This window comes from Streptomyces sp. NPDC054887 (genome assembly GCF_053610585.1).
In genome coordinates this window covers 28,077-52,735 of sequence record NZ_JBSGYQ010000006.1, presented here as the reverse complement: position 1 = coordinate 52,735, position 24,659 = coordinate 28,077, and the positions used below count along the sequence as shown (strand labels likewise).

Here is a 24,659-nt window from a genome sequence, read left to right as displayed (position 1 = left end):
GGGTGGGTTTTTTTTTTTTAATAATAGACGGGCCACCGGGGGGGGGGGGGCGCCGGGGGGGCCCCCCCCCCCCCGGGGGGGGGGCGGGGGGCCCCCCGGCCCCCGCCCCCCCCCGCCCCACACTCCGCCCCCTCTCCGGCGGGCCTATGCCGCGTGGCCGCCGTCGACCACCACCTCAGAGCCCGTCATGTACGCCGCGTCCTCGCTGGCCAGGAACGCGACCGTCGCGGCGACCTCGTCCGCGGTGCCGAAGCGGCCGAGGGCCGTCAACTCGCTCTGCGGCGCGGCGTACGGGCCGTCCGCCGGGTTCATGTCCGTGTCGGTCGGCCCCGGGTGGACGAGGTTGGCCGTGATGCCCCGGCCGCCCAGCTCCCGCGCCAGCGCCCTGTTCAGTCCGATCAGCGCGGCCTTGCTCATGGAGTACAGCGTTCCGCCGGGGCCCGGCACCCGCTGGGCCATGCAACTGCCGAGGGAGACGATCCGGCCGCCGCTTTCCATCGCGGCGGCGGCGGCCTGCGAGGCGAGGAAGACCGCCCGTACGTTCACCGCCAGCACCCGGTCCACGTCGGCGAGCGTCAGGGTGTCGATCGGGCCGAGCACGCCCACCCCCGCGTTGTTGACCAGGATGTCGAGCCGGCCGAGTGCGTCCACCGCCCGCCCCACCGCCCCGGTGACGGCCGCCGGGTCCGCCGCGTCGGCCCGCAGCGCGACGCCGCGCCGCCCCGCCGACTCGATCTTCTGGACCACCTCGTGGGCCCCGGCCTCGTCCCGCACGTAGGTGATCGCCACATCCGCGCCGTCCCGTGCGAGCCGCAGCGCGATCGCCGCGCCGATGCCGCGGCTGCCGCCCGTGACCAGAGCCGTCCTGCCGTCCAGTGGAGCCATGTCGACTGCCTCTTCTTCCGTTCCGTGGCCGCTGTGCGCGCCCGAAGTGGTTACGGATTCAAGGAAACCGGCGGCGGGCGGCGGGCGCTGGCGGCAAACGGACGGCGCCCTGCGGCCGGCCGATGAGTTCCGTGCGAGCGTGGAGTCAGAACGGGTGACACGTAAACGAGACGGGTGACACGTCGCAGGAAGGGCTCGCACCATGAAGATCACGCTCACCACGTTCCTCACGCTCGACGGCGTCATGCAGGCCCCGGGCGGGCCCGAGGAGGACACCAGCGGCGGGTTCCGGCACGGCGGCTGGCTGGTGCCCTTCGCCGACGAGGGCATGGGCCGCTTCATCGACGGCGTGTTCGACCGCGTCGACGCGTTCCTGCTCGGCCGGCGCACGTACGAGATCTTCGCCGCCCACTGGCCGAAGGTCACCGACGAGAACGACCCGGTCGCGGGCCGCCTGAACAGCCTGCCGAAGTACGTGGCGTCGCACACCCTGGACAAGGCCGGCTGGAACAACTCCACGATCCTGTCCGGCGACGTCGCGGCGGAGGTCGCCCGGCTGAAGGAGGAACCGGGCCGGGAACTCCAGATCCACGGCAGTGGGGCGCTCGCCAGGTCCCTGATGCGCCATGACCTGATCGACGAGTACAACCTGCTCTTCTACCCCGTCGTCCTGGGCGCGGGACAGCGGCTGTTCGAGGACGGCGGGCTGCCGACGTCGTTCGAGCTGACCGGCAGCACCACCACCGAGTCGGGCATCGCGATCCACACCTACCGGTCCGCGGGCCGGCCGTCGTACGGCACTTTCCTGCTCGACGAGTGAGGACCGCGCGGGTACGGTGATCGTTCCGCGTGCGAGCCGCCGAAGTCTCCACACCGCCGACTCCGGGGGGAGACCGCGCCGTGGCCGCAGCGTCATCACCGACCGCCGCAACCGCATCCGGCACATCCGTATCCGCGTCCGCCGTCCCGCCCGCCGCGTCCGCGTCGCCGCCGGGCCGGGCGGCGTGGCTCACCGACGTCCCCGTCCTGCTGGTCGCCGTCGTCTGGGGCGCGAGCTACCTCGCGGCGAAGGGCATCACGACGGCGCACACCGTCGTCGCCGTCCTGGTGCTGCGCTTCGCCGTCGTCCTGCCCGTACTCGTCGTCGCCGGCCTGCGCGGACTGCGCGCGCTCACGGCCGCGCAGTGGCGCGGGGCCGGGACGCTCGGGCTCGTACTGAGCGTGATCTTCCTCCTCGAGACGTACGGCGTCGTGCACACCTCCGCGACCAACGCCGGGCTCATCATCAGCCTCACCATGATCTTCACGCCGCTCGCCGAGGCCGTGGCGACCCGCACCCGGCCGCCCCGGGCGTTCCTCGGCGCGGCGGGGCTCTCGGTGGCCGGAGTGGTCCTGCTGACGCAGGGCGGCGGCTTCACGACGCCCTCGCCCGGCGACCTGCTGATGCTGCTCGCGGCCCTCGCCCGCACCGCACACGTGCTCGCCATGGCCCGGGCGAAGTCCGTCCGGGGCGCCGACTCGCTGTCACTGACGACGGTGCAGCTCGGAGCCGCGCTGGCGGTGTTCGCCGTCCTGGCCGCCGCCCCCGGCACGGGCCCGTCGCCGTGGACGGTGGCGGCGGGCTTCGGCCCGCGCGAGTGGGCGGGCCTGGTCTTCCTCTCCGTCTTCTGCACGCTGTTCGCCTTCTTCACGCAGATGTGGGCCGTACGCCGGACCTCCCCGTCCCGCGTCAGCCTCCTCCTCGGCACGGAGCCGCTGTGGGCCGCCGCCGCGGGCATCGCCATCGGCGGCGAACGCCTGGGCGCCTGGGGCCTCGCGGGCGGCGTACTCGTCCTGGCCGGCACCGCCTGGGGCCGCGGCGCGGCCCGGCCGGCGTCGCCCGAGGTCAGGCCCGGCGGACACGGTCCGACGCCACCATGACGGCCACCCCCACGACGGCCGGCACGATGGTCGCCGGGTCCTGCGCCGACCCCCGCCGGCGGGCGGCGGCGCGGCGGACCGGCCAACTCGCCGCCCAGGAACGGGAGGTGGCGGTCGCCGCCGGCCGGGGCGGGTCGAACGCGGAGATCGCCGCGGCGCTCCGCACGAGCGTCCCCACCGTGAGGACCTACGCCCACGTCCGGGCCGGGCCGGGCCGGGCCGCGACAACCGTGTCCGGATCGCGCTGCTCGCGCACGACGCGGGCCTCCTCGACAGGGACGGCGACGTAGGCTGACGGGGCAGCGTCCGGCGGACACAGCGGAGGGGATCCGAAGCATGACAGTCGTCGATCTCAGGGGTCATGCCGAGGAGTTGGCCGCGAACCCCTACCCGTACTACGCGAAACTGCGCGAGGCCGGTCCCGCCCACCTGATACGGACCGCCGAGGTCGACCGGGTGTGGCTGATAGTCGGCCACGACGAGGCCCGCCGGGCCCTCGCCGACCCGCGTCTGAGCAAGGACTGGCGCACCTCGGACCTGTGGCAGGCGGGCGCCGAACCGCTCAACGCGAACATGCTGGAAACCGATCCGCCCCATCACACGCGGCTGCGCAAACTCGTCGCCGGGGAGTTCACCCCCCGCCGGATCGAGGCGCTGCGCCCCCGGATCCAGCACGTCACCGACGAACTGCTGGACGCCATGACGTCCGGGGAGAGCCGCACGGCCGATCTCGTCGAGGCGCTCGCCTTCCCGCTGCCCATGACCGTCATCTGCGAACTCCTCGGCGTGCCCGACCTGGACCGGGCCTCCTTCCGCGCCTGGTCCAACGAGATCGTCGCGCCGACGGGAGCCGACGCGGAGGGCGAGGCCGTACGGGCCATGGGTGCCTACCTCGCCGAACTCGTCGAGGACAAGCGCGCTTCCGCCCCCGGCGACGACCTGCTGAGCGCGCTGATCAGGACGCAGGCCGAGGACGGGGACCGGCTCACGGCCGACGAACTCATCGGCATGGCCTTCCTGCTGCTCATCGCCGGCCACGAGACGACCGTCAACCTGATCTCCAACGGCGTACGGGCCCTCCTGTCGCACCCGGACCAACTGGCCGCCCTGCGCGCCGACCCCGCTCTCGTCGACAGCGCGGTCGAAGAGATGCTGCGCTACGACGGACCGGTGGAGAACGCCACCTTCCGCTTCGCCCGCGAGCCGGTCGAGATCGGCGGCCTCGTCATCCCGGCCGGCGACCCGGTCCTGGTCTCGCTCGCGGCCGGCGACCGCGACCCCGCCCGTTTCCCCGATCCGGACCGCTTCGACATCACGCGCACCGCCGCCGCGGGCAAGGGGCCGGGGCACCTCGCCTTCGGCCACGGCCCGCATTTCTGCCTGGGGGCGCCGCTGGCCCGCATGGAGGCGCGTATCGCGGTCCGGGCACTCCTCGAACGCTGCCCCGGCCTGGCGGCGGCCCCGGACGACGGACCGCTGGACTGGCTGCCCGGGCTGCTCATGCGGGGCGTACGGCGCCTGCCGGTGCGGTGGTGAACGCGGGTCGCGGGGGCCGCCCGCGGGCTGCCCGGCGTACGCCCGCGCGCCGTCACAGCTCGACGACGAGCTTGCCCCGGGCGTGGCCCTCCATCAGCCGGTCGATCGCCTCGGGAACGCCGGCGAGCGTGTAGGCCCGGTCGATCACCGGTGTCACCGAGCCGGCCTCGGCGAGTTCCGCGAGGAGCCGCAGGTCGTCGTGGGCCAGGTTCATGACCGCCAGCCCGCGCAGCCGGTGCCGGCTGAACGGCGAGATGAGCAGGGCGAGCAACTGCCGGCCGTTGCCGCCGATCCAGTCGCCGCCGCCCTCGCCGCCGATGATGACGAGGGTGCCGCGCGGGGTGAGGGCCCGGCGGAGCGCCGACAGCGGGCGGTTGCCCGCCGTGTCGAGGACGAGGTCGTAGTGGCGGGAGCCGTCGACGGGGTCCTCGCGGGTGTAGTCGACGACCTCGTCGGCGCCGAGTGACCGGACCAGGTCCGCCTTGCCGGGCCCGCAGACGGCGGTGACATGGGCCCCGAAGACCTTGGCGAGCTGTACGGCGAAGTGGCCGACACCGCCCGCCGCTCCGATGACGAGGACCCGCTGCCCGGCGGCCAGCCGCCCGGCGTCCCGCACGGCCTGGAGCGCGGTGCACGCGGAGACGGGTACGGCGGCCGCTTGCGCGAAGCCGAGGTTCGCCGGCGTACGGGCGATGTTCGCCTCCTTGGCGCAGGCGTACTCGGCGAACGAGCCGCCACACGCCCCGTACACCTCGTCGCCCGGCCGGAAGCGGGTGACTCCGGCTCCCACCGCCTCCACACTGCCCGCGAACCCCTCACCCAGCACGGGGGACTTGGGCGCCCGCAGGCCGAACCCCATGGCGCGTATCAGATACGGCTTTCCCGCCATGAGGTGCCAGACCCCCGGGTCGACGGACGCGGCGCGGACCCGTACGAGCACCTCGCCGGCGCCGGGCACGGGCGGTGCCATCTCTTCCAGGCGCAGGACCGAGGACGGTCCGTACACGGCTTGGGTCATCGCCTTCATGGAGTCTCTCCCGGGTCGCTGTGTGGGTACTGGAACACTTCGTCGAGCGGGACCCCGAACACCCGGGCGATCTGGAAAGCCATCTCCAGAGAGGGGGAGTAGCGGCCCTGTTCGATGGCGATGACGGTCTGGCGCGAGACGCCGATGCGGCCGGCGAGCTCGGCCTGCGTCATCTCGCCGTGGGTGAAGCGCAGGGCGCGGATCGCGTTGGTGACCCTGGTCGGTTTCACCACGGGTGGAAGCCCAGCCGGTACGAGACGATCTTCGTCGCCGAGCCGAGCAGCGCCGACAGGACGAACGCCAGGTAGATCGCGTTGGCGATCCAGAACTGGTCGAGGCCCGCCATGGCGAGGGCGAGCCCGGCCACACCGCCGATCACGACGAACGACTGGCCGATGTGCTCGCCGAAGCGGTGGATCTCGCGGTCGCGCTGGTCCCGGGTGCCGGCGTCCTCGGGGGAGAACGCCGCCAGCACGGTGTGGAGGACGACGGACGCGGCGATCGCCGCCCCGACCGTCCACAGCAGCGCGGACACATAGGGCCTCTCGGTGAGGGGCCCGTCCGCCGGCCGGCCCAGGACGACGGCCAGGTACACCGCGTACGACACCACGGTGACCAGGACCATGCTCCAGGCCCGTTTCTCTTCGAACGCCACGCGCTCACTCACTCCCCATGTAAAGAAAACCTGACACTGTGGAGTGTCAAGCAGTCATGACATGAAGTCAAGTGTTCTTTACTTCGACGACGGACGACGGGCGACGGGTGACGGGTGACGGGTGACCGGTGGCCGGCGACCGGCGGCGGTCAGCCGGCCGCGGCGACCGCGTCGGCGAACTCCGCCGGGCACTCCGCCCACGGCAGGTGCCCGGCCCCCGCGAGCGTCACCCGCGTCACGTGCGGCAGGGACTGCTCCAGCGAGTCGACGGCGTCGCGCGGCCGTATGTCCCGTTCGCCGTCCACGATCAGGACCGGCATCCGCAGGCCCCCGCAGGCGGCGTGGAGCTGGTGCTCGCTCATGGTCGCGGTCTCGGCGCCGATCTCGGCGTGGCAGGTGTGGTTGACGCCGAGCCACGGCGTGGCCATCCGCTCGGCCAGCCGCAGTGCCCGCTGCCGGTCCGGCCCCGGGAAGTCCGCCGACCACTGGAGCACCCACATCTCGCGCTCCTCGGCCTCGGTGCGCCGCTCCAGGGACCGCAGCTCCTCCCAGCGGGGCAGCCGTTCGCCGATCGCCGCGCGCAGGTTCCCGACGAACTCCGGGTGCCAGCCGGAGTCCGGCCCGATGCCGGTGCCCGAGACGTACACCAGCCGCGTCACCCGCCCGGGATGCGCGAGCGCGTAGTGCAGGGCCAGCCGTGCGCCCCAGGAATGGCCGAGCAGGGTCACGGCGTCGAGCCCGAAGTGCCTGCGCACGGCGTCCAGATCGGCCACCGAGCGCGCCACCGAGTACGGGCCCCGCCGCTCGGAACGCCCGCAGCCGCGCTGGTCCCAGCGGTGGACGGCGAACCCCCGGTCCACGAGCAGCCGGCTCACGTCCTCGAAGGTGTCCCACAGCCCGGGGCCGCCGTGGCACAGGATCAGCGGGTCGCCCTCGCCGGATCCGCGCGCCCAGAGCGCCGCGCCGTCCTCCGCCTTGAGCGTCATGACGCGGGGATCTCGTCCATCCGCACCGGGCGCCGCTCCCGGCGGGACAGCTCGCACGCCTCCGCGATCCGCAGCGCGTGCAGCGCCTCCCCGCCGTCGCAGGGATTGTCCCGTTCGCCGAGCGCGAGCCGTACGAACGCGTCGAGCTCCGCCTCGTACGCCGGGGCGAACCGCTCCAGGAAGCCGGGCCACGGCCGCTGGCAGGCCGGCGGTCCCTTCGGCTCGGTGGAGGTGATCGGCGTACGGTCGTCGAGGCCGACGGACACCTGGTCCAGCTCGCCGGCCAGTTCCATCCGTACGTCGTAACCGGCGCCGTTGCAGCGCGTGGCGGTCGCGGTGGCCAGCGTGCCGTCGTCCAGGGTGAGCAGGGCCGCCGCGGTGTCCACGTCGCCCGCCTCCCGGAACATCGGCGGCCCCGCGTCGGACCCGGCGGCGTACACCTCGACGACCTCGCGGCCGGTCACCCAGCGCAGTATGTCGAAGTCGTGGACCAGGCAGTCCCGGAAGAGCCCGCCGGACAGCGGCAGGTACGCCGCGGGCGGCGGCGCGGGGTCGGAGGTCGCCGCCCGTACGGTGTGCAGCCGGCCGAGGGCGCCGGAGCGCACGAGCTCGCGGGCCGTGGTGTACCCGGCGTCGAAGCGGCGCATGAAGCCGAGCTGGAGGGCCGTCCCCGCCGCCGCGACCTCCCGCAGGGCGCCCAGCGTCCCCGCCAGGTCGAGGGCGATCGGCTTCTCGCAGAAGGTCGGCAGGCCGGCGCGCGCCGCCCGCCCGATCAGTTCCGCGTGCGCCGAGGTGGCGGAGGCGATCACGACGGCGTCGACGCCCCAGGCGAAGATCTCGTCGACCGAGGGGGCGGCGGTGGCGCCGATCCGGGTGGCGACCGACGCGGCCCGCGCGGCGTCGGTGTCCGCCACGAGCAGGGCGCCCACTTCGCGATGGCGGCTGAGCACGTCAGCGTGGAAGGAACCGATACGGCCGGTGCCGATGAGTCCGATGCGCATGCCCCAAAGTGTGGCCGTCCACGCCGCTCTGTCAAGGGTATGTCCTGACAACCTGACTACAGGACTTCCAGTAGTCATTACCTGGGGTTACGCTCTTGGGCGTGTCGAAACCCGCCGCTGACCCCACCATCGCCCTCCAGCTCGGCGTGGACCGCAACAGCCCGGTTCCGCTGTACTTCCAGCTGTCCCAGCAGCTGGAGGCGGCGATCGAGAAGGGCCGGCTCTCCCCGGGAAGCCTCCTCGGCAACGAGATCGAACTGGCGGGCCGGCTCGGGCTGTCCCGCCCCACCGTCCGCCAGGCCATCCAGTCGCTCGTCGACAAGGGCCTGCTGGTCCGCCGGCGCGGCGTCGGCACCCAGGTCGTGCACAGCCAGGTCAAGCGCCCGCTCGAACTGAGCAGTCTGTACGACGACCTCGAAGCCGCGGGCCAGCTCCCCGCCACCTCGGTCCTGCGCAACACCCTCGAACCGGCGACCGCGGAGGTCGCGGCGGCGCTCGGCGTGGCGGAGGGCAGCGACGTGCACCTGGTGGAGCGGCTGCGCCTCGCGCACAACGAGCCCATGGCCGTCCTGCGCAACCACCTGCCCACCGGGCTGCTGTCCCTCGACACCGAGCACCTCGAAGCCACCGGCCTGTACCGGATGATGCGCGCCGCCGGCATCACGCTGCACAGCGCGCGCCAGTCCGTCGGCGCGCGGGCGGCCGGGGCCGACGAGGCGCGCCAGCTGTCCGAGGCGATGGGGGCGCCGCTGCTGACGATGCAGCGGACGACGTTCGACGACACGGGGCGGGCGGTCGAGTTCGGCTCGCACATCTACCGGGCCTCGCGGTACGCCTTCGAGTTCCAGCTTCTCGTCAGGCCGTGAGACCGCACCCGCGTAAGAATGTTCGGACAAAGTCTTGACGGGGTGTCGCGTACGCCGCTAGAACTCCTCCAGCCGCAACGGGGCGGCCGGGAGACAAGGCGGAACCCACGATGCGTACCCATCGCAAGGCAGCGGCCGTCCTCGCCGCATGCGCCCTCGCCCTCACGGCCGGGTGCAGCTCCGGGGGCGGCAAGAAGTCCGAGGAGAAGAACGGCGACGGCGGCGGAGGCGGGAAGACCGTCTCCACCCCACGCCTGAAGATCGCCATGGTGACGCACTCCGGGGAGGGCGACACCTTCTGGGACATCGTGCAGAGCGGGGCGAAGCAGGCCGCCGCCAAGGACAACGTCGAGTTCCTGTACGCCGCCGACAAGGAGGGCAAGGAGCAGGCGCAGCTCATCGACTCGTACGTCGCCAAGAAGGTCGACGGCATCGTGGTCACCCTCGCCAAGCCCGAAGCGGTCAAGGCGTCCGTCGAGAAGGCCGTCGCGGCCGGCATACCCGTCGTCACGATCAACTCCGGCGGGGAGCACTCGCGGGCGACCGGCGCGCTCAGCCACATCGGCCAGGAGGAGACCGTCGCCGGCGAGGCCGTCGGCGAGGAGCTCAACAAGCGGGGCAGGAAGAAGGCGCTCTGCGTCATCCACGAACAGGGCAACGTCTCGCTCGAAGCGCGCTGCGCCGGTGTGAAGAAGACCTTCGAGGGGACGGTCGAGAACCTCAACGTGCAGGGCACCGACATGCCCGGATCGACGTCCTCCATCGAGGCGAAGCTCCAGTCGGCCAAGGACATCGACACCGTCGTCACCCTCGGCGCGCCCTTCGCGGCCGCCAGTGTCAAGGCGAAGGCGGGCGCGGGCAGCACGGCCGAGGTGAACACGTTCGACCTCAACGCCGAGGTGGTCCGGCGCCTCAAGGCCAAGGAGATCGGCTTCGCCGTCGACCAGCAGCCCTACCTCCAGGGCTACCTCGCCGTCGACGGACTGTGGCTCCACCGGACCAACGGCAACGTCCTCGGCGGCACCAAACCCGTCCTGACCGGACCGGCCCTGGTCACGGAGAAGGACGTCCCGGCCCTGGAGAAGTACACGGCCCGCGGAACCCGGTGAATACGGTGCGAACACCCGTAACCGATACTTGGTCGGCCGGGGACGGACTGCGTGATCCCCGGCCGCACCGAGGAGTACGAGAAGGGCACGGCGTCGTGGCAAGGGTTCGGACAGGGGTACGCGCGCTGGGCGCGGTGCTGGCGGCGGTGCTCGGAGCGTCCCTCGCGGGATGCAGCAGCACGGGCGGGAAGCGCGCCGAGGAGCGGGCCGAGCAGGCCGCCGCGCAGGGCCGGGCCGCGCTGGGCACCCCCCGCTGGACCGTCGGCATGGTCACCCACTCGGGCGACGGCGACACCTTCTGGGACATCGTGCAGAGCGGCGCGAAGCAGGCCGCCGCGAAGGACAACATCAAGTTCCTGTACGCCCACAGCGACGAGGGCCAGCAGCAGGCCCAGCTCGTCGACTCGTACATCGACAAGAAGGTCGACGGGCTCATCGTCACCCTCGCCAAGCCCGACGCCATGAAGGCCGTCGTCGCCAAGGCCACCAGGGCCGGCATCCCGGTGATCACCGTCAACTCGGGCTCCGCCGAGTCGAAGAAGTTCGGGGCGCTCACCCACATCGGGCAGGACGAGACGATCGCCGGCGAGGCCGTCGGCGAGGAGCTCGGCAAGCGGGGGCGGAAGAAGGCGCTGTGCGTCCTGCACGAGCAGGGCAACGTCGGCCACGAGCAGCGCTGCGCCGGCGCCGGGGAGACCTTCGACGGCGAGATGCAGAACCTCTACGTCGACGGCACGAACATGCCGGACGTACAGGCGTCCATCGAGGCGAAGCTCCAGTCGGACAAGGACATCGACGCCGTCGTGACCCTCGGCGCGCCCTTCGCGGACGCCGCCGTCAAGGCGAAGGAGCAGGCCGGCAGCAAGGCGGAGATCGACACCTTCGACCTCAACGCCCAGGTCGCCGCCGCCCTGCGCAACGACACCCTCGGCTTCGCCGTCGACCAGCAGCCCTACCTCCAGGGGTACGAGGCCGTCGACCTGCTGTGGCTCCACAAGTACAACGCCGACGTGCTCGGCGGCGGCCGGCCGGTCCTCACCGGACCCGAGATCATCACCAAGAAGGACGCCGCCGAACTGGAGGCGTACACGAAGCGGGGGACCCGATGACCGCGACCGCACCGGCGCAGGCGCCGGCCCCGGGCCCCGGGCCGGCGGCCGACGAACGGCTGCTGAGGACCTCGCCGCTGCGCAAGCTGCTCGGCCGCCCCGAGCTCGGCTCGGTCGTCGGCGCCGTCGCCGTCTTCCTCTTCTTCGCGATCGTGGCGGACAGCTTCCTGCGCGCCTCCAGCTTCGGCACGGTGCTGTACGCCGCGTCGGTCATCGGCATCATGGCCGTGCCCGTGGCGCTGCTGATGATCGGCGGCGAGTTCGACCTGTCGGCCGGTGTGCTCGTGACCAGCTCCGCGCTGGTCTCCTCGATGTTCAGCTACCAGATGACGGCCAACATCTGGGTCGGCGTCCTCGTCTCGCTCCTGGTGACGCTGGCCGTCGGCGTGTTCAACGGCGTCATGCTGACCCGTACGAAACTGCCGAGCTTCATCATCACGCTCGGCACGTTCCTGATGCTGACCGGCCTCAATCTCGGCCTCACCAAGATGATCAGCGGAACGGTCTCCACGAAGAGCATCGCCGACATGGAGGGCTTCGAGTCCGCCAAGGCGCTCTTCGCCTCCCAGGTCACCGTCGGCGGCGTGAACCTCAAGGTCACCGTCCTGTGGTGGCTGGCCCTCGTGGCCGTCGCGACCTGGATCCTGCTGCGCACCCGCGCCGGCAACTGGATCTTCGCCGTCGGCGGCGGGACCGAGGCGGCCCGCGCGGTGGGCGTGCCGGTCAACAAGACCCGCGTCGGGCTCTACATGGGCGTCTCCGTCGGCGCCTGGATCTCCGGCCAGCACCTGCTCTTCTCCTTCGACGTGGTGCAGTCCGGCGAGGGCGTCGGCAACGAGCTGATCTACATCATCGCGGCGGTCATCGGCGGCTGCCTGATCACCGGCGGCTACGGCTCGGCGATCGGCTCCGCGGTCGGCGCCTTCATCTTCGGCATGACCAGCAAGGGCATCGTGTACGCGGAGTGGGACCCCGACTGGTTCAAGTTCTTCCTGGGAGCGATGCTCCTTCTGGCCACCCTGCTCAACGCATGGGTACGCAAGCGCGCGGAGGCGACCCGGTGACCCCTCAGTCCACGACCCCCCTGGTCGAGCTGCGCGACGTCAGCAAGTTCTACGGCAACATCAAAGCCCTGGAGGGCGTCTCCCTCGAAGTGCACGCGGGCGAGATCAGCTGCGTACTGGGCGACAACGGGGCCGGCAAGTCCACCCTCATCAAGATCGTCGCGGGTCTGCACCAGCACGACGCGGGGACCTTCGCGATCGAGGGCGAGGAGACCCGGCTCGCCAATCCGCGCGACGCCCTCGACCGGGGCATCGCGACCGTCTACCAGGACCTCGCCGTCGTACCCCTGATGCCGGTCTGGCGGAACTTCTTCCTCGGCTCCGAGCCGACGAAGGGCGCCGGCCCCTTCAAGCGCCTCGACGTCGACCTGATGCGCCGCACCACCCGTTCCGAGCTGCTGCGCATGGGCATCGACCTGCGCGACGTCGACCAGCCCATCGGCACCCTCTCGGGCGGCGAGCGCCAGTGCGTGGCCATCGCGCGCGCCGTCCACTTCGGCGCGAAGGTGCTGGTGCTCGACGAGCCGACCGCCGCGCTCGGCGTGAAGCAGTCCGGCGTCGTGCTGAAGTACGTGGCGGCGGCGCGCGACGCCGGCCTGGGTGTTGTCCTCATCACGCACAACCCGCACCACGCGTACCTCGTCGGCGACCGTTTCGTCCTCCTCAAGCGGGGCGCGATGTCCGGCAGCCACACCCGCGACGAGATCACCCTGGACGACCTGACGCGCGAGATGGCGGGCGGCAGCGAACTCGACCAACTCAGCCACGAACTGGAGCGTTAGCCGCCGCGCGGAGCACGGTCCCGCCCTGCCTGCCCCGCCCCGCGCCCACCGGCCCGTCCGGCGTGCGAGGGCCGGGATCCGGGGCGGCGCCCCGGCGCGGAAAGGGAGATCAGGGGCAAGCCCCGCGCAGCGGCGCCGCACCGCACCCCGCCCCGCCGGATGGCAGAATCGGCCCAATGACCGCCACCGCCCCCACGACCCCGCAGGGGACATGAGCACGTACCGAGACTTCGCGCACCGCGGCTCCGCCCGCGCCACCGTCCTGCGGACCGTCGGCACCCGTGAGCGGCGCTCGCACCTCAGCGCGCCCCGGGTGCCCACCGTCGGGATCGACATCGGCGGCACGAAGGTGATGGCCGGCGTCGTCGACGCCGACGGCGTCATCCTGGAGAAGATCCGCACCGAGACGCCGGACAAGTCCAAGAGCCCCAAGGTCGTCGAGGACACCATCGTCGAGCTGGTCCTCGACCTCTCCGACCGCCACGACGTGCACGCCGTGGGCATCGGGGCGGCCGGCTGGGTCGACGCCGACCGCTCCACCGTGCTCTTCGCCCCCCACTTGGCCTGGCGCAACGAACCCCTGCGCGACGCCGTGTCAGCCCGTCTCGCCGTGCCCGTGCTGGTCGACAACGACGCCAACACCGCCGCCTGGGCGGAGTGGCGGTTCGGCGCCGGACGCGGCGAGGAACACCTCGTCATGATCACGCTCGGCACCGGCATCGGCGGCGCGATCCTGGAGGACGGCCAGGTCAAGCGCGGCAAGTACGGTGTCGCCGGCGAGTTCGGCCACATGCAGGTCGTGCCCGGCGGCCACCGCTGCCCGTGCGGCAACCGCGGCTGCTGGGAGCAGTACAGCTCCGGCAACGCGCTGGTGCGCGAGGCCCGCGAGCTCGCCGCCGCCGACTCCCCGGTCGCGTACAACATCATCGACCGGGTCAAGGGCAACGTCCCCGAGATCACCGGCCCGCTCATCACCGAGCTGGCCCGCGAGGGCGACGCCATGTGCGTCGAGCTGCTCCAGGACATCGGCCAGTGGCTCGGCGTCGGCATCGCCAACCTCGCCGCCGCGCTGGACCCCTCCTGCTTCGTCATCGGCGGCGGCGTCAGCGCCGCGGACGACCTCCTCATCGGCCCGGCCCGCGACGCCTTCAGGCGCCACCTCACCGGCCGCGGCTACCGCCCCGAGGCCCGTATCGCCAAGGCCCAGCTCGGCCCGGAGGCCGGCATGGTCGGCGCCGCCGACCTCGCCCGGCTCGTCGCCCGCCGCTTCCGCCGCGCCAACCGCCGCCGTCTGGAGCGTTACGAACGCTACGAGCGCTACGCCCAGGCCATCCGCTCCACCACCCAGGGACCCCAGTGATGACCCCGTCCGTGCCCCACCCGTCGCCGTCACCGGACGCTGCGGCCACGCCCCCCGAAGACCGCCGGCACATGATCCTCCGCCGCTGGCTGACGGCGGTCATCATCGTCCTGCTCATCGGCATCCCCGCGGGCTACCTGCTGATCTCCGCCGAGCAGAGCCGCGACAGCGGCAAGGACAAGGCGAAGGTGGCCTCCGCCACCGGCCTCACCGAGGGCTTCCCGTCCCGCATGACGCGCCGCATCTACGACGTCCCCGTGCCGAACGCGGGCACCGAGGTCGCGTTCTACGAGACGAACAACTGGAGGACCAGCCGGCTGTACGTCCAGTTCCGGACCATCCCGCCGGACCTCGACTGGTTCCTCAACGACCTCGGAATCGACCGCACCGCGCTCAAGAAGGGCCGCATCACCATCAGCGACCGGGACGCCAAGATCGCCGGCTGGACCCTCGACCCGGCCCGGACCTGGTACGGCACCACGGTCGACCAGAAGAACCCGCAGCCGACCCTCGACATCACCGTCGACGACACCGACCCGGCGCACCCCTTCGTGTACGTCGTCTCCACCGCCACGCCCTGATCCACCGGCGCCCGCCGACCCCCGTGGGACGAGGCCGCCCGCCGGATCGCTAACCTGGAGCGAGTGAGCGACGAGACCGAACAGAAGCCCCCGCAGATTGTGCAGCCCTTGCAGTACCGGTTCGACGGCCCCGAGGACGCCCCGGTCCTGATCCTCGGCCCCTCGCTGGGCACCACCTGGCACATGTGGGACCGGCAGATACCGGACCTGACCCGCCAGTGGCGCGTCTTCCGGTACGACCTGCCCGGTCACGGCGGCGCTCCCGCCCACCCCGCCAGCTCCGTCAACGAACTCGCCGAACGCCTGCTGGCGACCCTCGACAGCCTCGGCGTGCAGCGCTTCGGCTACGCCGGCTGCTCCATCGGCGGCGCGATCGGCGCGGAGCTGGCGCTGCGCCACCCGGAACGGGTCGCCTCGCTGGCCCTGGTCGCCGCCTCGCCCCGCTTCGGCACCGCCGACGAGTTCCGCCAGCGCGGGGTGATCGTACGGACGAACGGCCTGGAGCCCATGGCGGCCTCCGCGCCCGCCCGCTGGTTCACCCACCTATTCGCCGCCGCGCAGCCCGCCATCGTGGAGTGGGCCGTGCAGATGGTCCGCACCACCGACCCCGGCTGCTACATCGCCGCCTGCGAGGCGCTGGCCGCCTTCGACATCCGCGTCGACCTGCGGCGCATAGGCGTACCGACCCTCGTTCTCGTCGGCTCCGAGGACCAGGTCACCGGGCCCGCCGAGGCCCGGACCCTGGTCGCCGGCATCCCGGACGCCCGCCTCGCACTGGTCCCCGGCGCCTCGCACCTGGCCCCGGTCGAGCAGCCCGCCGCCGTCACCGACCTGCTCGTACGCCACTTCTCCACCGCCTGGCAGCCCGCGCCCGCCTCGACGACCGGCATGCAGGCGATCCAGGCCCCGCCCGTCATGCCGGCGATCTCCGCGCCCATCAGCCCGGTGGGCGAGATCGGCGCGGCGGCGCAGCCCGTCGCCGTACCGGAGCAGGGCGGCCGGCCCGACCCGTACGAGGCCGGGCTCAAGGTCCGCCGCGAGGTCCTGGGCGACGCCCACGTGGACCGCGCGCTCGGCGACGCCGACGCCTTCACCGGCGACTTCCAGGAGCTGATCACCCGCTACGCGTGGGGCGAGGTGTGGACGCGGGACGGACTGGACCGGCGTACCCGCAGCTGTGTCACCCTGACCGCGCTGGTCGCCGGCGGCCACCTGGACGAGCTGGCCTTCCACACCAGGGCCGCGCTGCGCAACGGCCTGACCCCGGCCGAGATCAAGGAAGTACTGATCCAGACGGCCGTCTACTGCGGCGTCCCGGCGGCGAACGCGGCCTTCAAGGTGGCCCGTGCGGTCATCCAGGAGGAGACGACTCCGCAGGCGTAGCGGAACGGCGGCGGGGAGGATGACGGCGGGGAGAACGACGGCGAGGAGGATGTGCCCGTGAAGCTCACCAAGATGTCCCATGCCTGCGTCCGGCTGGAGAAGGACGGGCGGACGCTCGTCGTCGACCCCGGCGGCTTCAGCGAACAGGACGCGGCGGTCGGCGCCGACGTCGTCCTGGTGACGCACGAGCACCCCGACCACTTCGCCGAGGACCGGCTGCGGGCCGCTCTGGAGGCCAGTCCGGCGGCCGAGATCTGGACGCTGCGCAGCGTCGCCGACCAGCTCTCCGCCGCCTTCCCCGGCCGGGTGCACACCGTCGGCCACGGCGACGCCTTCTCGGCGGCCGGCTTCGACGTGCAGGTCCACGGCGAGCTGCACGCCGTCATCCACCCGGACATCCCGCGGATCACCAACGTCGGCTACCTCGTGGACGGTTCCGTCTTCCACCCGGGCGACGCGCTCACCGTCCCCGGGCAGCCCGTCGAGACGCTGATGCTGCCGGTGATGGCCCCGTGGTCGAAGATCTCCGAGGTCATCGACTACGTGCGCGAGGTGAAGCCGCGGCGCGCCATCGACATCCACGACGCCCTGCTGACCGATCTCGCCCGGCCGATCTACGACCGCCAGATCGGTGGTCTCGGCGGCACGGACCACGGCCGGCTGGCCCCCGGAGACTCGACCGAGCTGTGACCGGGAGCCGTTGTCGGACCCCGCCGATAGGCTGTCGTACATGCGTATCGCGACCTGGAACGTCAACTCGATCACCGCCCGGCTGCCCCGCCTGCTGGCGTGGCTGGAGAGCACCGGCACCGACGTGCTGTGCCTCCAGGAGGCCAAGACCACCTCCGAGGGCTTCCCGGCCGCGGAGCTGCGCGACCTCGGCTACGCGTGCGCGGTCAACGCCACGGGCCGCTGGAACGGCGTGGCCGTGATCTCGAAGATCGGCCTGGAGGACGTCGTCGTCGGCCTGCCCGGCGGACCCGACTACGAGGGCGTGCAGGAGCCGCGGGCGATCTCCGCGACCTGCGGCCCGGTCCGCGTCTGGTCGGTGTACGTGCCGAACGGCCGCGAGGTCGCCCACGACCACTACGCCTACAAGCTGCGCTGGCTGGAGGCGCTCCAGAAGGCCGTGGCCGACGACGCCGCGGGCGAGCGGCCCTTCGCGGTCCTCGGGGACTTCAACATCGCCCCGACCGACGAGGACGTCTGGGACCCGTCGCTCTTCGTGGAGTCCACGCACGTCACCCCCGCCGAGCGTGCGGCCCTCGCCGCGCTGCGCGACACCGGGCTCTCCGACGTGGTGCCGCGCCCGCTCAAGTACGACCGGCCGTACACCTACTGGGACTACCGCCTGCTGGGCTTCCCGAAGAACAAGGGCATGCGCATCGACCTCGTCTACGGCAACGCCCCCTTCGCCGCGGCGGTCAAGGACAGCTACGTCGACCGTGAGGAGCGCAAGGGCAAGGGCGCGTCGGACCACGCACCGGTCGTCGTCGATCTCGATGTCTGACCGCCGCGGGCCGGAACAGGTCTCCGCGCGCCTGTGGTGAACATGGCGGGACGAATGCGAGGCTGAGCGATATGAAGAACATCCCTTTCCTGGACAACTGGCTCAAGCGCCGTGGTGCGGCGCGCGGTACGGCCGTGATCGCACTCGGCGACGCGGGCGGAGACAGCGACACGAAAGGTCTGGCGGAACTGCTCGCCGAATGCGAGCTGTTGCGTGTCCGGGCAGGGGATGCCGGTCTCGAACTGGACGACTCCCCGGCCTCGTTGGAGGCCCTCGACCAGCTCACCCCGCTCTGGCGGGAGGACCCGGAGGAGCTGCCCTGGCTGGGCAACGACGCTGGCCTCTACCTCGGGACCGTGATCGTGCGCACGGTCCCGGGGGCCGCCTGGCAGCTGTGGCCCAGCGGCCAGCCGGTGGTCCGGCTGGCCTCCGGCCGCGAGATCAACGTGGTGGAGTCCGGTCTCGACTGGGCGGTCAACGGGGCGCCCGAGCTGTCCCAGGTGTACGCCGAGGCCTCCGAGCTGTGACCGCCCGAACTCTTTAGGGCGCCTTGTGTCCGGCGCGCGCGTGTCGGGTGCGAAGTCCCTTGTCCGGCTGGATACTTTGCGCTGACCCCGACACAGGCTGAGAGTGGGTAGGGCTGCGTATGGCCGTCGATCCGTTGATCGAGCTGCGTGACGTCAACAAGCACTACGGCAACCTGCACCCCTGAGGAGTGCCTCCCCTTCGGCAGACCGCTCGCGTCGAATCTCGACTACGCTGTGCCGTTCACCCCCGTGGTGCGGTGAGATCGCCGACCCGCGTCGGGACGTGCATGCTGCTGCCGGGCGTGCGTTGGATCTGCGAGGGCATGCCTGCCCGGCAGCAGCCGGAGATCACTTGTCGCGCAGTGGGACCGACACGTAGGACGGGTCGGACTCGGGCGACGAGAAGGTCAGCTGCGCGCCGGACGGGTTGTGTTCGATGTAGAGCGGGTCGACGGTGTCGATCACCAGCGCGAGCCGGTGGCCGGCCGGGACGTCGTAGGCCGTGGAGAACAGCTCCAGGTCGACGGCGAACGGCTTGCCCGGCGTCCGGCCGTGGAAGGTGTACGGCGCGTTGCTGACCAGCTTGCCGAGGCCGAGCGGGCCCACGTCGTAGAGGTAGGCGACGAGGGTGCCGCTCTCCTTGGTGCTGGAGACCGTGGTGTGGATCCGGGCGGTGCCGCGCACGTGCTGCGCCTCGGCGTACCGCTCCGACTGCCAGACCGACGCGTAGCTGCGCGGCAGCAGCGGTACGGAGGCCATCGGCGGCAGCTTCAGGAACTGGTCGAGCGCGTTGGACAGCAGGACGGTCCCGCCGTTGGCCCCCGAGTCGACGTTCGTGTGGATGGTCCTGCTGCCGCCCATGGCGATCTTCCGCTGGGTCGCGCCGACCGACTTCCAGTCGGGATAGCCCTCGTACGCCCCGGTGGAACGGGACTTGAGCTGGACGGGCTGCTCGCCGTCGACGCCGTTCGCCGCGCCGTTCAGGTGGTGGTCGAACCAGCGCTGCGCGTTCGTCCACACGTCGTTGGGAAGGCCGAGGAGGCCGGTGGCCTCGGAGGTGGCGTGGTCGCCGGGGCGCAGCTCCAGGCGCTTGGGGCCGGTGAGCTTCTCGTAGAAGTCCGCGTACTGGTTCGGCGGGAAGATGGTGTCTCCCCACGCGTTGCCCAGCATGATCGCCGAGCCGTTCTCGTTGATCTTGTCCAGGTAGGCGGCGGGGGAGCGCTTGCGCCCCCACTCGATCATGTCCTGCTCCTTGTCCAGGTTGGAGCCGAGGAAGTCCTTCATCGTCTGCTGGAGTTCGGCGCTCGGCCGGCCGGTGAGGTACCCGGCGCCGCTGAGCAGCCCGGCGGCCTGCTGGTGCTGCGTACGGCCGCTGTAGATGGAGTCGATGAGGTCGGCCCAGCCGCTCAGGGCGACGACCGCCTTGATCCGCTTGTCGTGCGCGGCGGCGAGGAGGCTGATGCCCGCGCCGTACGACACGCCGGCCATGCCCACCCGCGCCGGGTCGGCGGGGGTGTTGGCGAGCGCCCAGTCGACGACCTTGGAGGCGTCGGCGATGTCCGGCGGCCCGGCGACCTCGATCTCGCCGCCGGACTGCCAGAAGCCGCGCGAGTTGTAACTGACCACGACGTAGCCGGAGTCGGCGAGCTTCTTGGCCTGGGCGACGTACTCGATCTGCGGCATGGCCCAGCTGGTCGGCAGGACGATCACCGGGTAGGTGCGGCTGCCGTCGGCGCCGGCCGGGGTGAAGACGTTGGCCTTGAGTACGGTGCCGCCGTCTCCCGCGATGTCCACGAACCGTACGCCGGGGAGAGCGCCGGCGGTCGCGGACGGCTGGGCGGGTTCGGCGGCCAGGGCCGTGGGAGCCACGCCTGTGGCGGTCCCGGCGAGCAGTACGGCGGCGGTCGCGGCGCCGGCCGTAGTGCCGCGCAGGGACATGTGGGGGTGTCTCACGGGTCACTCCTCACTCGTGTCAGTGCAAAGTGACCCGACGGTAACCTCCAGCTCTTACCGTTGGTAACTCCCCGGTAAGTTACGTCGGGGTAACAATTATTGGACGCGGTGTCAGCCCAGGGCGCTCTTCGTCTGCCACTCGGCCCAGGAGAGGTTCCACTCGCCGTAGCCGTTGTTGGCCGCGACCGTGCCCTTCGCGTCGTCACCGGTCATCTCGAACGGGTCGCCGACGTGGACGTGGCGGTAGATCCAGGCGGCGTCCTCGTCGCTCATCCCGACGCATCCGGAACTCTTGTTGGCCTTGCCGAGGTACGCCTTGTTCCAGGGCGCGGCGTGCGCGTACATCCCCGACCAGGTCAGCCGCATCGAGGAGTCGACCATCTTGTCGTACGCGTCGCCGAGGCCCACGGTCTCGGAGCGCATGTTGATGGTGCCCTCCTTGGCCATCAGCACGGCCGTGCCGCGCCACGAGGCCTTGTCGCCGCCGGGAGTGCCGGCCGACATCGGCACGTCCTTCACCGTCTGCCCGTCGCGGGTCAGCCGCAGGCGGTGCCGGTCGAGGTCGACCTTGACGATCTGCCGCTCGCCGACGGTGAAGTGCGTGGAGTAGTCACGTACGAACCAGCCTCCGGCGGCGCCCGAGTCGACGCCCTTCAGGTCCGCATCGAGGGAGACCCGCGTGCCGGACTTCCAGTACTCCTTGGGGCGCCAGTCGACGCGGTCCCTGCCGGAGAAGTCGCGGAGCCAGCCCCAGGAGCCCTCGGTGCCGTTCGAGGTGGTCACCCGCAGCCGCTTCTCGACCGCGGCCTTGTTCTTCACGGGGTGGTCGAAGACGACCGACAGGGGCTGGGCGACGCCGACCGTGGCCTCGTTGCCGGGCGTGAGGCCGAGCTTGTTGACCTTGTCGGGGGCCGTCGTGGTGAACCGGGTCCGCGCGTCGGCGCCGTTCTCGTCCTCGGCCCGGACGGAGTACGTCGTGCCGGGCGCGGCGCCGCGCCGTGAGGTCCAGGACTTGCCGTCCTCGGAGACCGTGCCGGTGAGCTCCCCGCCCCGGGCGTCGCGCACGGTGACGCTGCCGAGGCTGCCGCCGGCGATCTTCACCCGCACCGGTTCGCCGGCCTCGGCGTGCTTCCCGCGCAGGTCCACCGAGATCTCGGGGGCCTTTCCGGACCGGCCGGCCGCGTCGGCCCGGCCGGCCCCTCCGGCGGAGCAGGCGGTGAGCGCGACGGTCAGCGTCGCGGCGCCGGCCAGCAGGGCGCGCGTGCGGTGACGGGCGGGGTGGCGCGTGGGGCTCGAGCGGATCATCTGGAAAACCTCCGGTGCGATGTCTGTCGTCCCGAAGAGTCGATTGAACAGGGAGTGGTTGCGCGAATGACTGGAAATTCGCCCAAACCGACTGTGACAAATGCCGCAGAAGGAAAGGACCGATGGCCCATGGCGGCGGCGTTCACGGCCCTGCCGGCGGCCGGTGGCCGGTGGGTGTGACCGGCGGCACAGCGCATGCCCGGTCGGCGCGGGCCGGGAGGGAGGTCTCGGACCGCCGCGCGCGGACCGTGGCGTACGGCGCTACCCCACCGCGCGGTGGGAGGGGCGCGGGGTCGCCGGGACCGGGCTGTGCGCGGCGCGCGTCACGTCCGCGACGAGCTCCACCACGTCGGGTCCGTACGCCTCGGTGTTGATCACCTTCAGCAGCAGGCAAAACGAGCCGTTGCCGTGCTTGCGGGCCAGCTTCGCGTGGTTGCGGGCGAGGTAGCGGGTGGCGGCCTGGTTGGTGATGGCCCGCTGCCCGCAGAAGAGGAACACCGGCCTGGCGTCCTGCCCGGCGGTCAGCCGCGCCAGCAGCACGTACTCGGCCACGCCGGGCTCCAGGCGGTAGCGCTCGCCACCTATCTGGAAGGCGCCCCGGTCGGGCCCCGGCTCCGCGTCGGTGTTCACCCGGACACCGGGCAGCAGGCTGTGCAGGTGCGCCGCCATGCGCCGGTTCGACGCGGGGCCGCCCAGGCAGAACTCCGTGCGCTCGCCGAAGCCCTGCTGCGCCATGTCGTGGGAGAGGATCTGCGCGTGCGCCCCGCAGTCCTTCACGACGGCCGCGAGCTCCAGCAGCGCGAAGACGTCGAACCGGTGCACGCCCTCGCCGCCCACCTCGCGGTTCACCACGAGCAGCGCCTCCGAGTTGGCGGGCATCCCGAGGAAGGCCTGCTTGCGGCGCAGCTTGCGCCGCCACAGATACGTACGGGCGAGCCAGCCGATCGAGGCGCTGATCCCGGCCGCCAACACGCCCAGCACGATGTTGCGCACGTCTTCGGTCATGGGGCGGCATGCTAGCGCCACGGCGCACCGGTGTTCGAGGGGGTCCTGACGCACGCGGCGCCCTGAAGTTACGCTGCGCGGACACGTGTTGACTGGAGGTACGCATGCGCCGCTCCACGGTACGAGTGCTGTCGTTCTGGGCCGCCGCGGCGGTGATGGTCTCGGTGGGGGCCACCGCCCCGTCCGCCGTCTCCGCCGAAGCGTCCGCGACGTCCCCGCCGCCACTGGTCAAGACACCGGTCGCGGCCGGGTACGGGGGAGCGGTCGCCAGCGTCGACGCCGACGCGTCCGCCGCGGGCATCGAGGTCCTGCGGCGAGGCGGCAACGCGGTCGACGCGGCCGTGGCGACGGCGGCGGCGCTCGGTGTGACCGAGCCGTACTCGGCGGGCATCGGGGGCGGCGGCTACTTCGTCCACTACGACGCCAGGTCCGGGGCGGTACGCACGGTCGACGGCCGCGAGACCGCGCCGCTGAGCGCGGACGAGTCCCTCTTCCTGGAGAACGGCAAACCGATCCCCTTCGACCAGGCGATGACGAGCGGGCTGAGCGTCGGCACGCCCGGCACCCCCGCCACCTGGGACACGGTGCTCGGGAAGTGGGGCACCAAGCCGCTGCGCACGCTCCTCGCCCCGGCGGAGAAGCTGGCGCGCGAAGGCTTCACCGTCGACTCCACCTTCCGGTCGCAGACCGCGGCGAACGAGGCGCGGTTCCGGGACTTCCCGGACACGGCCGAACTGTTCCTGCCGGGTGGGCAACTGCCGGTGGTGGGCTCGCGCATCAAGAACCCCGACCTGGCGCGTACGTACCGCGAGCTGGGGCGGGGCGGCGTCGGGGAGCTGTATCGGGGCGGCATCGCCCGCGACATCGTCCGTACGGTCCGCAAGCCTCCCGTCCGCCCCGGCGCGACGCGGGTGGTGCGGGCCGGCGATCTGACGGGGAAGGACCTGCGGACGTACGGCACGCGCGTTCAGGCGCCGACGAAGGTCTCGTACCAGGGGCTCGACGTGTACGGCATGGCGCCGTCGTCCTCCGGCGGTACGACGGTGGGAGAGGCGCTCAACATCCTGGAGCGCACCGACCTCTCGCCCGAAGCCGCATCGAAGGCGCGGTACCTGCACCGCTTCATCGAGGCGAGCCGGATCGCGTTCGCGGACCGGGGGCGGTGGGTCGGCGACCCGGCCTTCGAGGACGTGCCGGTGCAGGGCCTGCTGTCGCAGCGGTTCGCGGACTCGCGGGAGTGCCTGGTGCGCGACGACGCGGTGCTGGTGAGCCCGCTCGCGCCGGGTGACCCGCGCGAGCCGGGCGGCGGCTGCGGCGCGGCGGGCACGGCCGCCCCGACGACGTACGAGGGCGAGAACACGACGCACCTGACGACCGCCGACAAGTGGGGCAACGTCGTCGCGTACACCCTCACCATCGAGTCGACGGGCGGCAGCGGCATCACCGTCCCCGGGCGGGGCTTCCTCCTCAACAACGAGCTGACGGACTTCTCCTTCGCCCCGGCCAACCCGGCGGTCCACGACCCGAACCTGCCGGGTCCCGGCAAGCGACCGCGCTCCTCGATGTCCCCGACGATCGTCCTGGAGGAGGGGCGACCGCTCCTGGCGCTCGGCTCACCGGGCGGCGCGACCATCATCACGACGGTGCTCCAGACCCTGACGGGGCACCTGGACCGCGGGCTGCCGCTGGTCGACGCGATCGCGGCGCCGCGCGCGAGCCAGCGCAACGCGGCGACGACCGAGCTCGAACCGGGGCTGTGGAACGACCGTCCGCTGCGTGACGAACTCGAGGCGATCGGGCACGTCTTCAAGCTGAATCCGGAGATCGGGGCGGCGACGGGTGTGCAGCGGCTGCCGGACGGGCGGTGGCTCGCGGCGGCCGAGCGCGAGCGGCGGGGCGGCGGTTCCGCGATGGTGGTGCGCCCGGCCGGCGGCGGGCGGTAGTCCGGCGGGGGCCGTACCCCGAATCCCGCGGCCCGGGGAACGGCCCCTGCGCCGGACCGTGCCGGGGCCCGTGCGCAGCGTCGGACGGCGCGGCTCCGGCGCCCTTCCGTGCGGCTGAGCGCGGCCGAGTGGGTTCCCACGGGCCGCGCTCG

General features: G+C 72.2%; 25 protein-coding genes. 16 read left to right on the top strand and 9 right to left on the bottom strand.

The features are described 5' to 3' along the window. Window positions 1-144: 144 nt before the first annotated feature. Window positions 145-885, bottom strand: a complete 741-nt coding sequence (locus tag ACWGH0_RS05125; protein ID WP_453402754.1) for an SDR family NAD(P)-dependent oxidoreductase — start codon at window positions 883-885, stop codon at window positions 145-147. 202 nt (window positions 886-1,087) lie between these two features. Between ACWGH0_RS05125 and ACWGH0_RS05120 the strand changes: the two genes are divergently transcribed. From ACWGH0_RS05120 to ACWGH0_RS05105, 4 genes are all read left to right on the top strand, one after another. Further along, entirely contained in the window at window positions 1,088-1,705 is a 618-nt protein-coding gene (locus tag ACWGH0_RS05120) for a dihydrofolate reductase family protein (RefSeq protein ID WP_453402753.1), read from the top strand. An 80-nt stretch (window positions 1,706-1,785) separates the two neighbouring features. After that, a complete protein-coding gene (locus ACWGH0_RS05115) occupies window positions 1,786-2,805 on the top strand; it encodes a DMT family transporter (RefSeq protein WP_453402752.1) in 1,020 nt (339 codons plus the stop codon). Next, entirely contained in the window at window positions 2,802-3,095 is a 294-nt protein-coding gene (locus ACWGH0_RS05110) for a hypothetical protein (RefSeq protein ID WP_453402751.1), read from the top strand. Before ACWGH0_RS05115 ends, ACWGH0_RS05110 begins: the two co-directional genes overlap by 4 nt. A 46-nt stretch (window positions 3,096-3,141) precedes the next feature. Further along, window positions 3,142-4,341, top strand: a complete 1,200-nt coding sequence (locus tag ACWGH0_RS05105) for a cytochrome P450 family protein (RefSeq protein WP_453402750.1) — start codon at window positions 3,142-3,144, stop codon at window positions 4,339-4,341. Window positions 4,342-4,393: 52 nt separating this feature from the next. Here the strand turns inward: ACWGH0_RS05105 and ACWGH0_RS05100 are convergent, their stop codons facing one another. From ACWGH0_RS05100 to ACWGH0_RS05080, 5 genes are all read right to left on the bottom strand, one after another. Next, window positions 4,394-5,368 (bottom strand): NAD(P)-dependent alcohol dehydrogenase, encoded by a 975-nt coding sequence (locus tag ACWGH0_RS05100; protein ID WP_453402749.1) that lies wholly within the window; start codon window positions 5,366-5,368, stop codon window positions 4,394-4,396. Next, window positions 5,365-5,601 (bottom strand): helix-turn-helix transcriptional regulator, encoded by a 237-nt coding sequence (locus ACWGH0_RS05095; RefSeq protein ID WP_453402748.1) that lies wholly within the window; start codon window positions 5,599-5,601, stop codon window positions 5,365-5,367. Before ACWGH0_RS05095 ends, ACWGH0_RS05100 begins: the two co-directional genes overlap by 4 nt. Beyond that, window positions 5,595-6,023 (bottom strand): hypothetical protein, encoded by a 429-nt coding sequence (locus ACWGH0_RS05090; RefSeq protein ID WP_453402747.1) that lies wholly within the window; start codon window positions 6,021-6,023, stop codon window positions 5,595-5,597. The genes ACWGH0_RS05095 and ACWGH0_RS05090 overlap by 7 nt, the downstream gene beginning before the upstream one ends. Before the next feature lie 149 nt (window positions 6,024-6,172). Beyond that, window positions 6,173-7,009 (bottom strand): alpha/beta fold hydrolase, encoded by an 837-nt coding sequence (locus tag ACWGH0_RS05085; RefSeq protein WP_453402746.1) that lies wholly within the window; start codon window positions 7,007-7,009, stop codon window positions 6,173-6,175. Then, entirely contained in the window at window positions 7,006-8,010 is a 1,005-nt protein-coding gene (locus tag ACWGH0_RS05080) for a Gfo/Idh/MocA family protein (protein ID WP_453402745.1), read from the bottom strand. The genes ACWGH0_RS05085 and ACWGH0_RS05080 overlap by 4 nt, the downstream gene beginning before the upstream one ends. 146 nt (window positions 8,011-8,156) lie before the next feature. Here ACWGH0_RS05080 and ACWGH0_RS05075 point away from each other — a divergent pair, with 146 nt between their 5' ends. The 11 genes from ACWGH0_RS05075 (at window position 8,157) to ACWGH0_RS05025 (ending at window position 18,301) form a co-directional block, all read left to right on the top strand. Then, on the top strand, window positions 8,157-8,876 hold the full coding sequence (locus ACWGH0_RS05075) for a GntR family transcriptional regulator (RefSeq protein ID WP_453402863.1): 720 nt from the start codon (window positions 8,157-8,159) through the stop codon (window positions 8,874-8,876). A gap of 110 nt (window positions 8,877-8,986) precedes the next feature. Beyond that, entirely contained in the window at window positions 8,987-9,985 is a 999-nt protein-coding gene (locus ACWGH0_RS05070) for a sugar ABC transporter substrate-binding protein (RefSeq protein WP_453402744.1), read from the top strand. Window positions 9,986-10,080: 95 nt separating this feature from the next. Further along, on the top strand, window positions 10,081-11,094 hold the full coding sequence (locus tag ACWGH0_RS05065) for a sugar ABC transporter substrate-binding protein (protein WP_453402743.1): 1,014 nt from the start codon (window positions 10,081-10,083) through the stop codon (window positions 11,092-11,094). Then, entirely contained in the window at window positions 11,091-12,158 is a 1,068-nt protein-coding gene (locus ACWGH0_RS05060; protein WP_453402742.1) for an ABC transporter permease, read from the top strand. The genes ACWGH0_RS05065 and ACWGH0_RS05060 overlap by 4 nt, the downstream gene beginning before the upstream one ends. Next, a complete protein-coding gene (locus tag ACWGH0_RS05055) occupies window positions 12,125-12,940 on the top strand; it encodes an ATP-binding cassette domain-containing protein (RefSeq protein ID WP_453402741.1) in 816 nt (271 codons plus the stop codon). Before ACWGH0_RS05060 ends, ACWGH0_RS05055 begins: the two co-directional genes overlap by 34 nt. 211 nt (window positions 12,941-13,151) lie before the next feature. Further along, a complete protein-coding gene (locus ACWGH0_RS05050; RefSeq protein WP_453402740.1) occupies window positions 13,152-14,300 on the top strand; it encodes an ROK family glucokinase in 1,149 nt (382 codons plus the stop codon). Continuing rightward, window positions 14,300-14,881 (top strand): hypothetical protein, encoded by a 582-nt coding sequence (locus ACWGH0_RS05045; RefSeq protein ID WP_453402739.1) that lies wholly within the window; start codon window positions 14,300-14,302, stop codon window positions 14,879-14,881. The genes ACWGH0_RS05050 and ACWGH0_RS05045 overlap by 1 nt, the downstream gene beginning before the upstream one ends. Window positions 14,882-14,944: 63 nt before the next feature. Continuing rightward, window positions 14,945-16,264: a bifunctional 3-oxoadipate enol-lactonase/4-carboxymuconolactone decarboxylase PcaDC gene (gene pcaDC / locus ACWGH0_RS05040; protein ID WP_453402738.1), complete on the top strand. Its 1,320-nt coding sequence runs from the start codon at window positions 14,945-14,947 to the stop codon at window positions 16,262-16,264. A 72-nt stretch (window positions 16,265-16,336) separates the two neighbouring features. After that, window positions 16,337-16,954, top strand: coding sequence for an MBL fold metallo-hydrolase (locus ACWGH0_RS05035; RefSeq protein ID WP_453402862.1), 618 nt, complete (start codon window positions 16,337-16,339; stop codon window positions 16,952-16,954). A 40-nt stretch (window positions 16,955-16,994) separates the two neighbouring features. Next, window positions 16,995-17,774 carry an exodeoxyribonuclease III gene (locus ACWGH0_RS05030; protein ID WP_453402737.1) on the top strand — a complete coding sequence of 260 codons (780 nt, stop codon included), beginning with the start codon at window positions 16,995-16,997 and terminating at the stop codon, window positions 17,772-17,774. Between the two features lie 71 nt (window positions 17,775-17,845). After that, window positions 17,846-18,301, top strand: a complete 456-nt coding sequence (locus ACWGH0_RS05025; protein WP_453402736.1) for a DUF6278 family protein — start codon at window positions 17,846-17,848, stop codon at window positions 18,299-18,301. 348 nt (window positions 18,302-18,649) lie between these two features. On the opposite strand, the gene ACWGH0_RS05020 is transcribed toward ACWGH0_RS05025, so the two are convergent. The 3 genes from ACWGH0_RS05020 to ACWGH0_RS05010 form a co-directional block, all read right to left on the bottom strand. Further along, a complete protein-coding gene (locus tag ACWGH0_RS05020; RefSeq protein ID WP_453402861.1) occupies window positions 18,650-20,239 on the bottom strand; it encodes a CocE/NonD family hydrolase in 1,590 nt (529 codons plus the stop codon). Between the two features lie 126 nt (window positions 20,240-20,365). Further along, complete coding sequence (locus tag ACWGH0_RS05015; RefSeq protein WP_453402735.1) at window positions 20,366-21,559, bottom strand: L,D-transpeptidase; 1,194 nt, start codon at window positions 21,557-21,559, stop codon at window positions 20,366-20,368. A 261-nt stretch (window positions 21,560-21,820) separates the two neighbouring features. Further along, on the bottom strand, window positions 21,821-22,564 hold the full coding sequence (locus ACWGH0_RS05010; RefSeq protein WP_453402734.1) for a hypothetical protein: 744 nt from the start codon (window positions 22,562-22,564) through the stop codon (window positions 21,821-21,823). Between the two features lie 104 nt (window positions 22,565-22,668). Between ACWGH0_RS05010 and ggt the strand changes: the two genes are divergently transcribed. Beyond that, entirely contained in the window at window positions 22,669-24,507 is a 1,839-nt protein-coding gene (gene ggt, locus ACWGH0_RS05005; protein WP_453402733.1) for a gamma-glutamyltransferase, read from the top strand. Window positions 24,508-24,659: the final 152 nt, after the last annotated feature.

Excerpts from the sequence above, each read along its gene's own strand:
- ACWGH0_RS05110 (WP_453402751.1), top strand. The coding sequence starts at position 2,802 with ATGACGGCCACCCCCACGACGGCCGGCACGATGGTCGCCGGGTCCTGC.
- ACWGH0_RS05120 (WP_453402753.1), top strand. The coding sequence starts at position 1,088 with ATGAAGATCACGCTCACCACGTTCCTCACGCTCGACGGCGTCATGCAG.
- ACWGH0_RS05030 (WP_453402737.1), top strand. The coding sequence starts at position 16,995 with ATGCGTATCGCGACCTGGAACGTCAACTCGATCACCGCCCGGCTGCCC.
- ggt (WP_453402733.1), top strand. The coding sequence starts at position 22,669 with ATGCGCCGCTCCACGGTACGAGTGCTGTCGTTCTGGGCCGCCGCGGCG.
- ACWGH0_RS05025 (WP_453402736.1), top strand. The coding sequence starts at position 17,846 with ATGAAGAACATCCCTTTCCTGGACAACTGGCTCAAGCGCCGTGGTGCG.
- ACWGH0_RS05060 (WP_453402742.1), top strand. The coding sequence starts at position 11,091 with ATGACCGCGACCGCACCGGCGCAGGCGCCGGCCCCGGGCCCCGGGCCG.
- ACWGH0_RS05015 (WP_453402735.1), bottom strand. The coding sequence starts at position 21,559 with ATGATCCGCTCGAGCCCCACGCGCCACCCCGCCCGTCACCGCACGCGC.
- ACWGH0_RS05080 (WP_453402745.1), bottom strand. The coding sequence starts at position 8,010 with ATGCGCATCGGACTCATCGGCACCGGCCGTATCGGTTCCTTCCACGCT.
- ACWGH0_RS05050 (WP_453402740.1), top strand. The coding sequence starts at position 13,152 with ATGAGCACGTACCGAGACTTCGCGCACCGCGGCTCCGCCCGCGCCACC.
- ACWGH0_RS05105 (WP_453402750.1), top strand. The coding sequence starts at position 3,142 with ATGACAGTCGTCGATCTCAGGGGTCATGCCGAGGAGTTGGCCGCGAAC.
- ACWGH0_RS05085 (WP_453402746.1), bottom strand. The coding sequence starts at position 7,009 with ATGACGCTCAAGGCGGAGGACGGCGCGGCGCTCTGGGCGCGCGGATCC.
- ACWGH0_RS05100 (WP_453402749.1), bottom strand. The coding sequence starts at position 5,368 with ATGAAGGCGATGACCCAAGCCGTGTACGGACCGTCCTCGGTCCTGCGC.
- ACWGH0_RS05035 (WP_453402862.1), top strand. The coding sequence starts at position 16,337 with ATGTCCCATGCCTGCGTCCGGCTGGAGAAGGACGGGCGGACGCTCGTC.
- ACWGH0_RS05125 (WP_453402754.1), bottom strand. The coding sequence starts at position 885 with ATGGCTCCACTGGACGGCAGGACGGCTCTGGTCACGGGCGGCAGCCGC.
- ACWGH0_RS05055 (WP_453402741.1), top strand. The coding sequence starts at position 12,125 with ATGGGTACGCAAGCGCGCGGAGGCGACCCGGTGACCCCTCAGTCCACG.
- ACWGH0_RS05070 (WP_453402744.1), top strand. The coding sequence starts at position 8,987 with ATGCGTACCCATCGCAAGGCAGCGGCCGTCCTCGCCGCATGCGCCCTC.
- ACWGH0_RS05010 (WP_453402734.1), bottom strand. The coding sequence starts at position 22,564 with ATGACCGAAGACGTGCGCAACATCGTGCTGGGCGTGTTGGCGGCCGGG.
- ACWGH0_RS05020 (WP_453402861.1), bottom strand. The coding sequence starts at position 20,239 with ATGTCCCTGCGCGGCACTACGGCCGGCGCCGCGACCGCCGCCGTACTG.
- ACWGH0_RS05045 (WP_453402739.1), top strand. The coding sequence starts at position 14,300 with ATGACCCCGTCCGTGCCCCACCCGTCGCCGTCACCGGACGCTGCGGCC.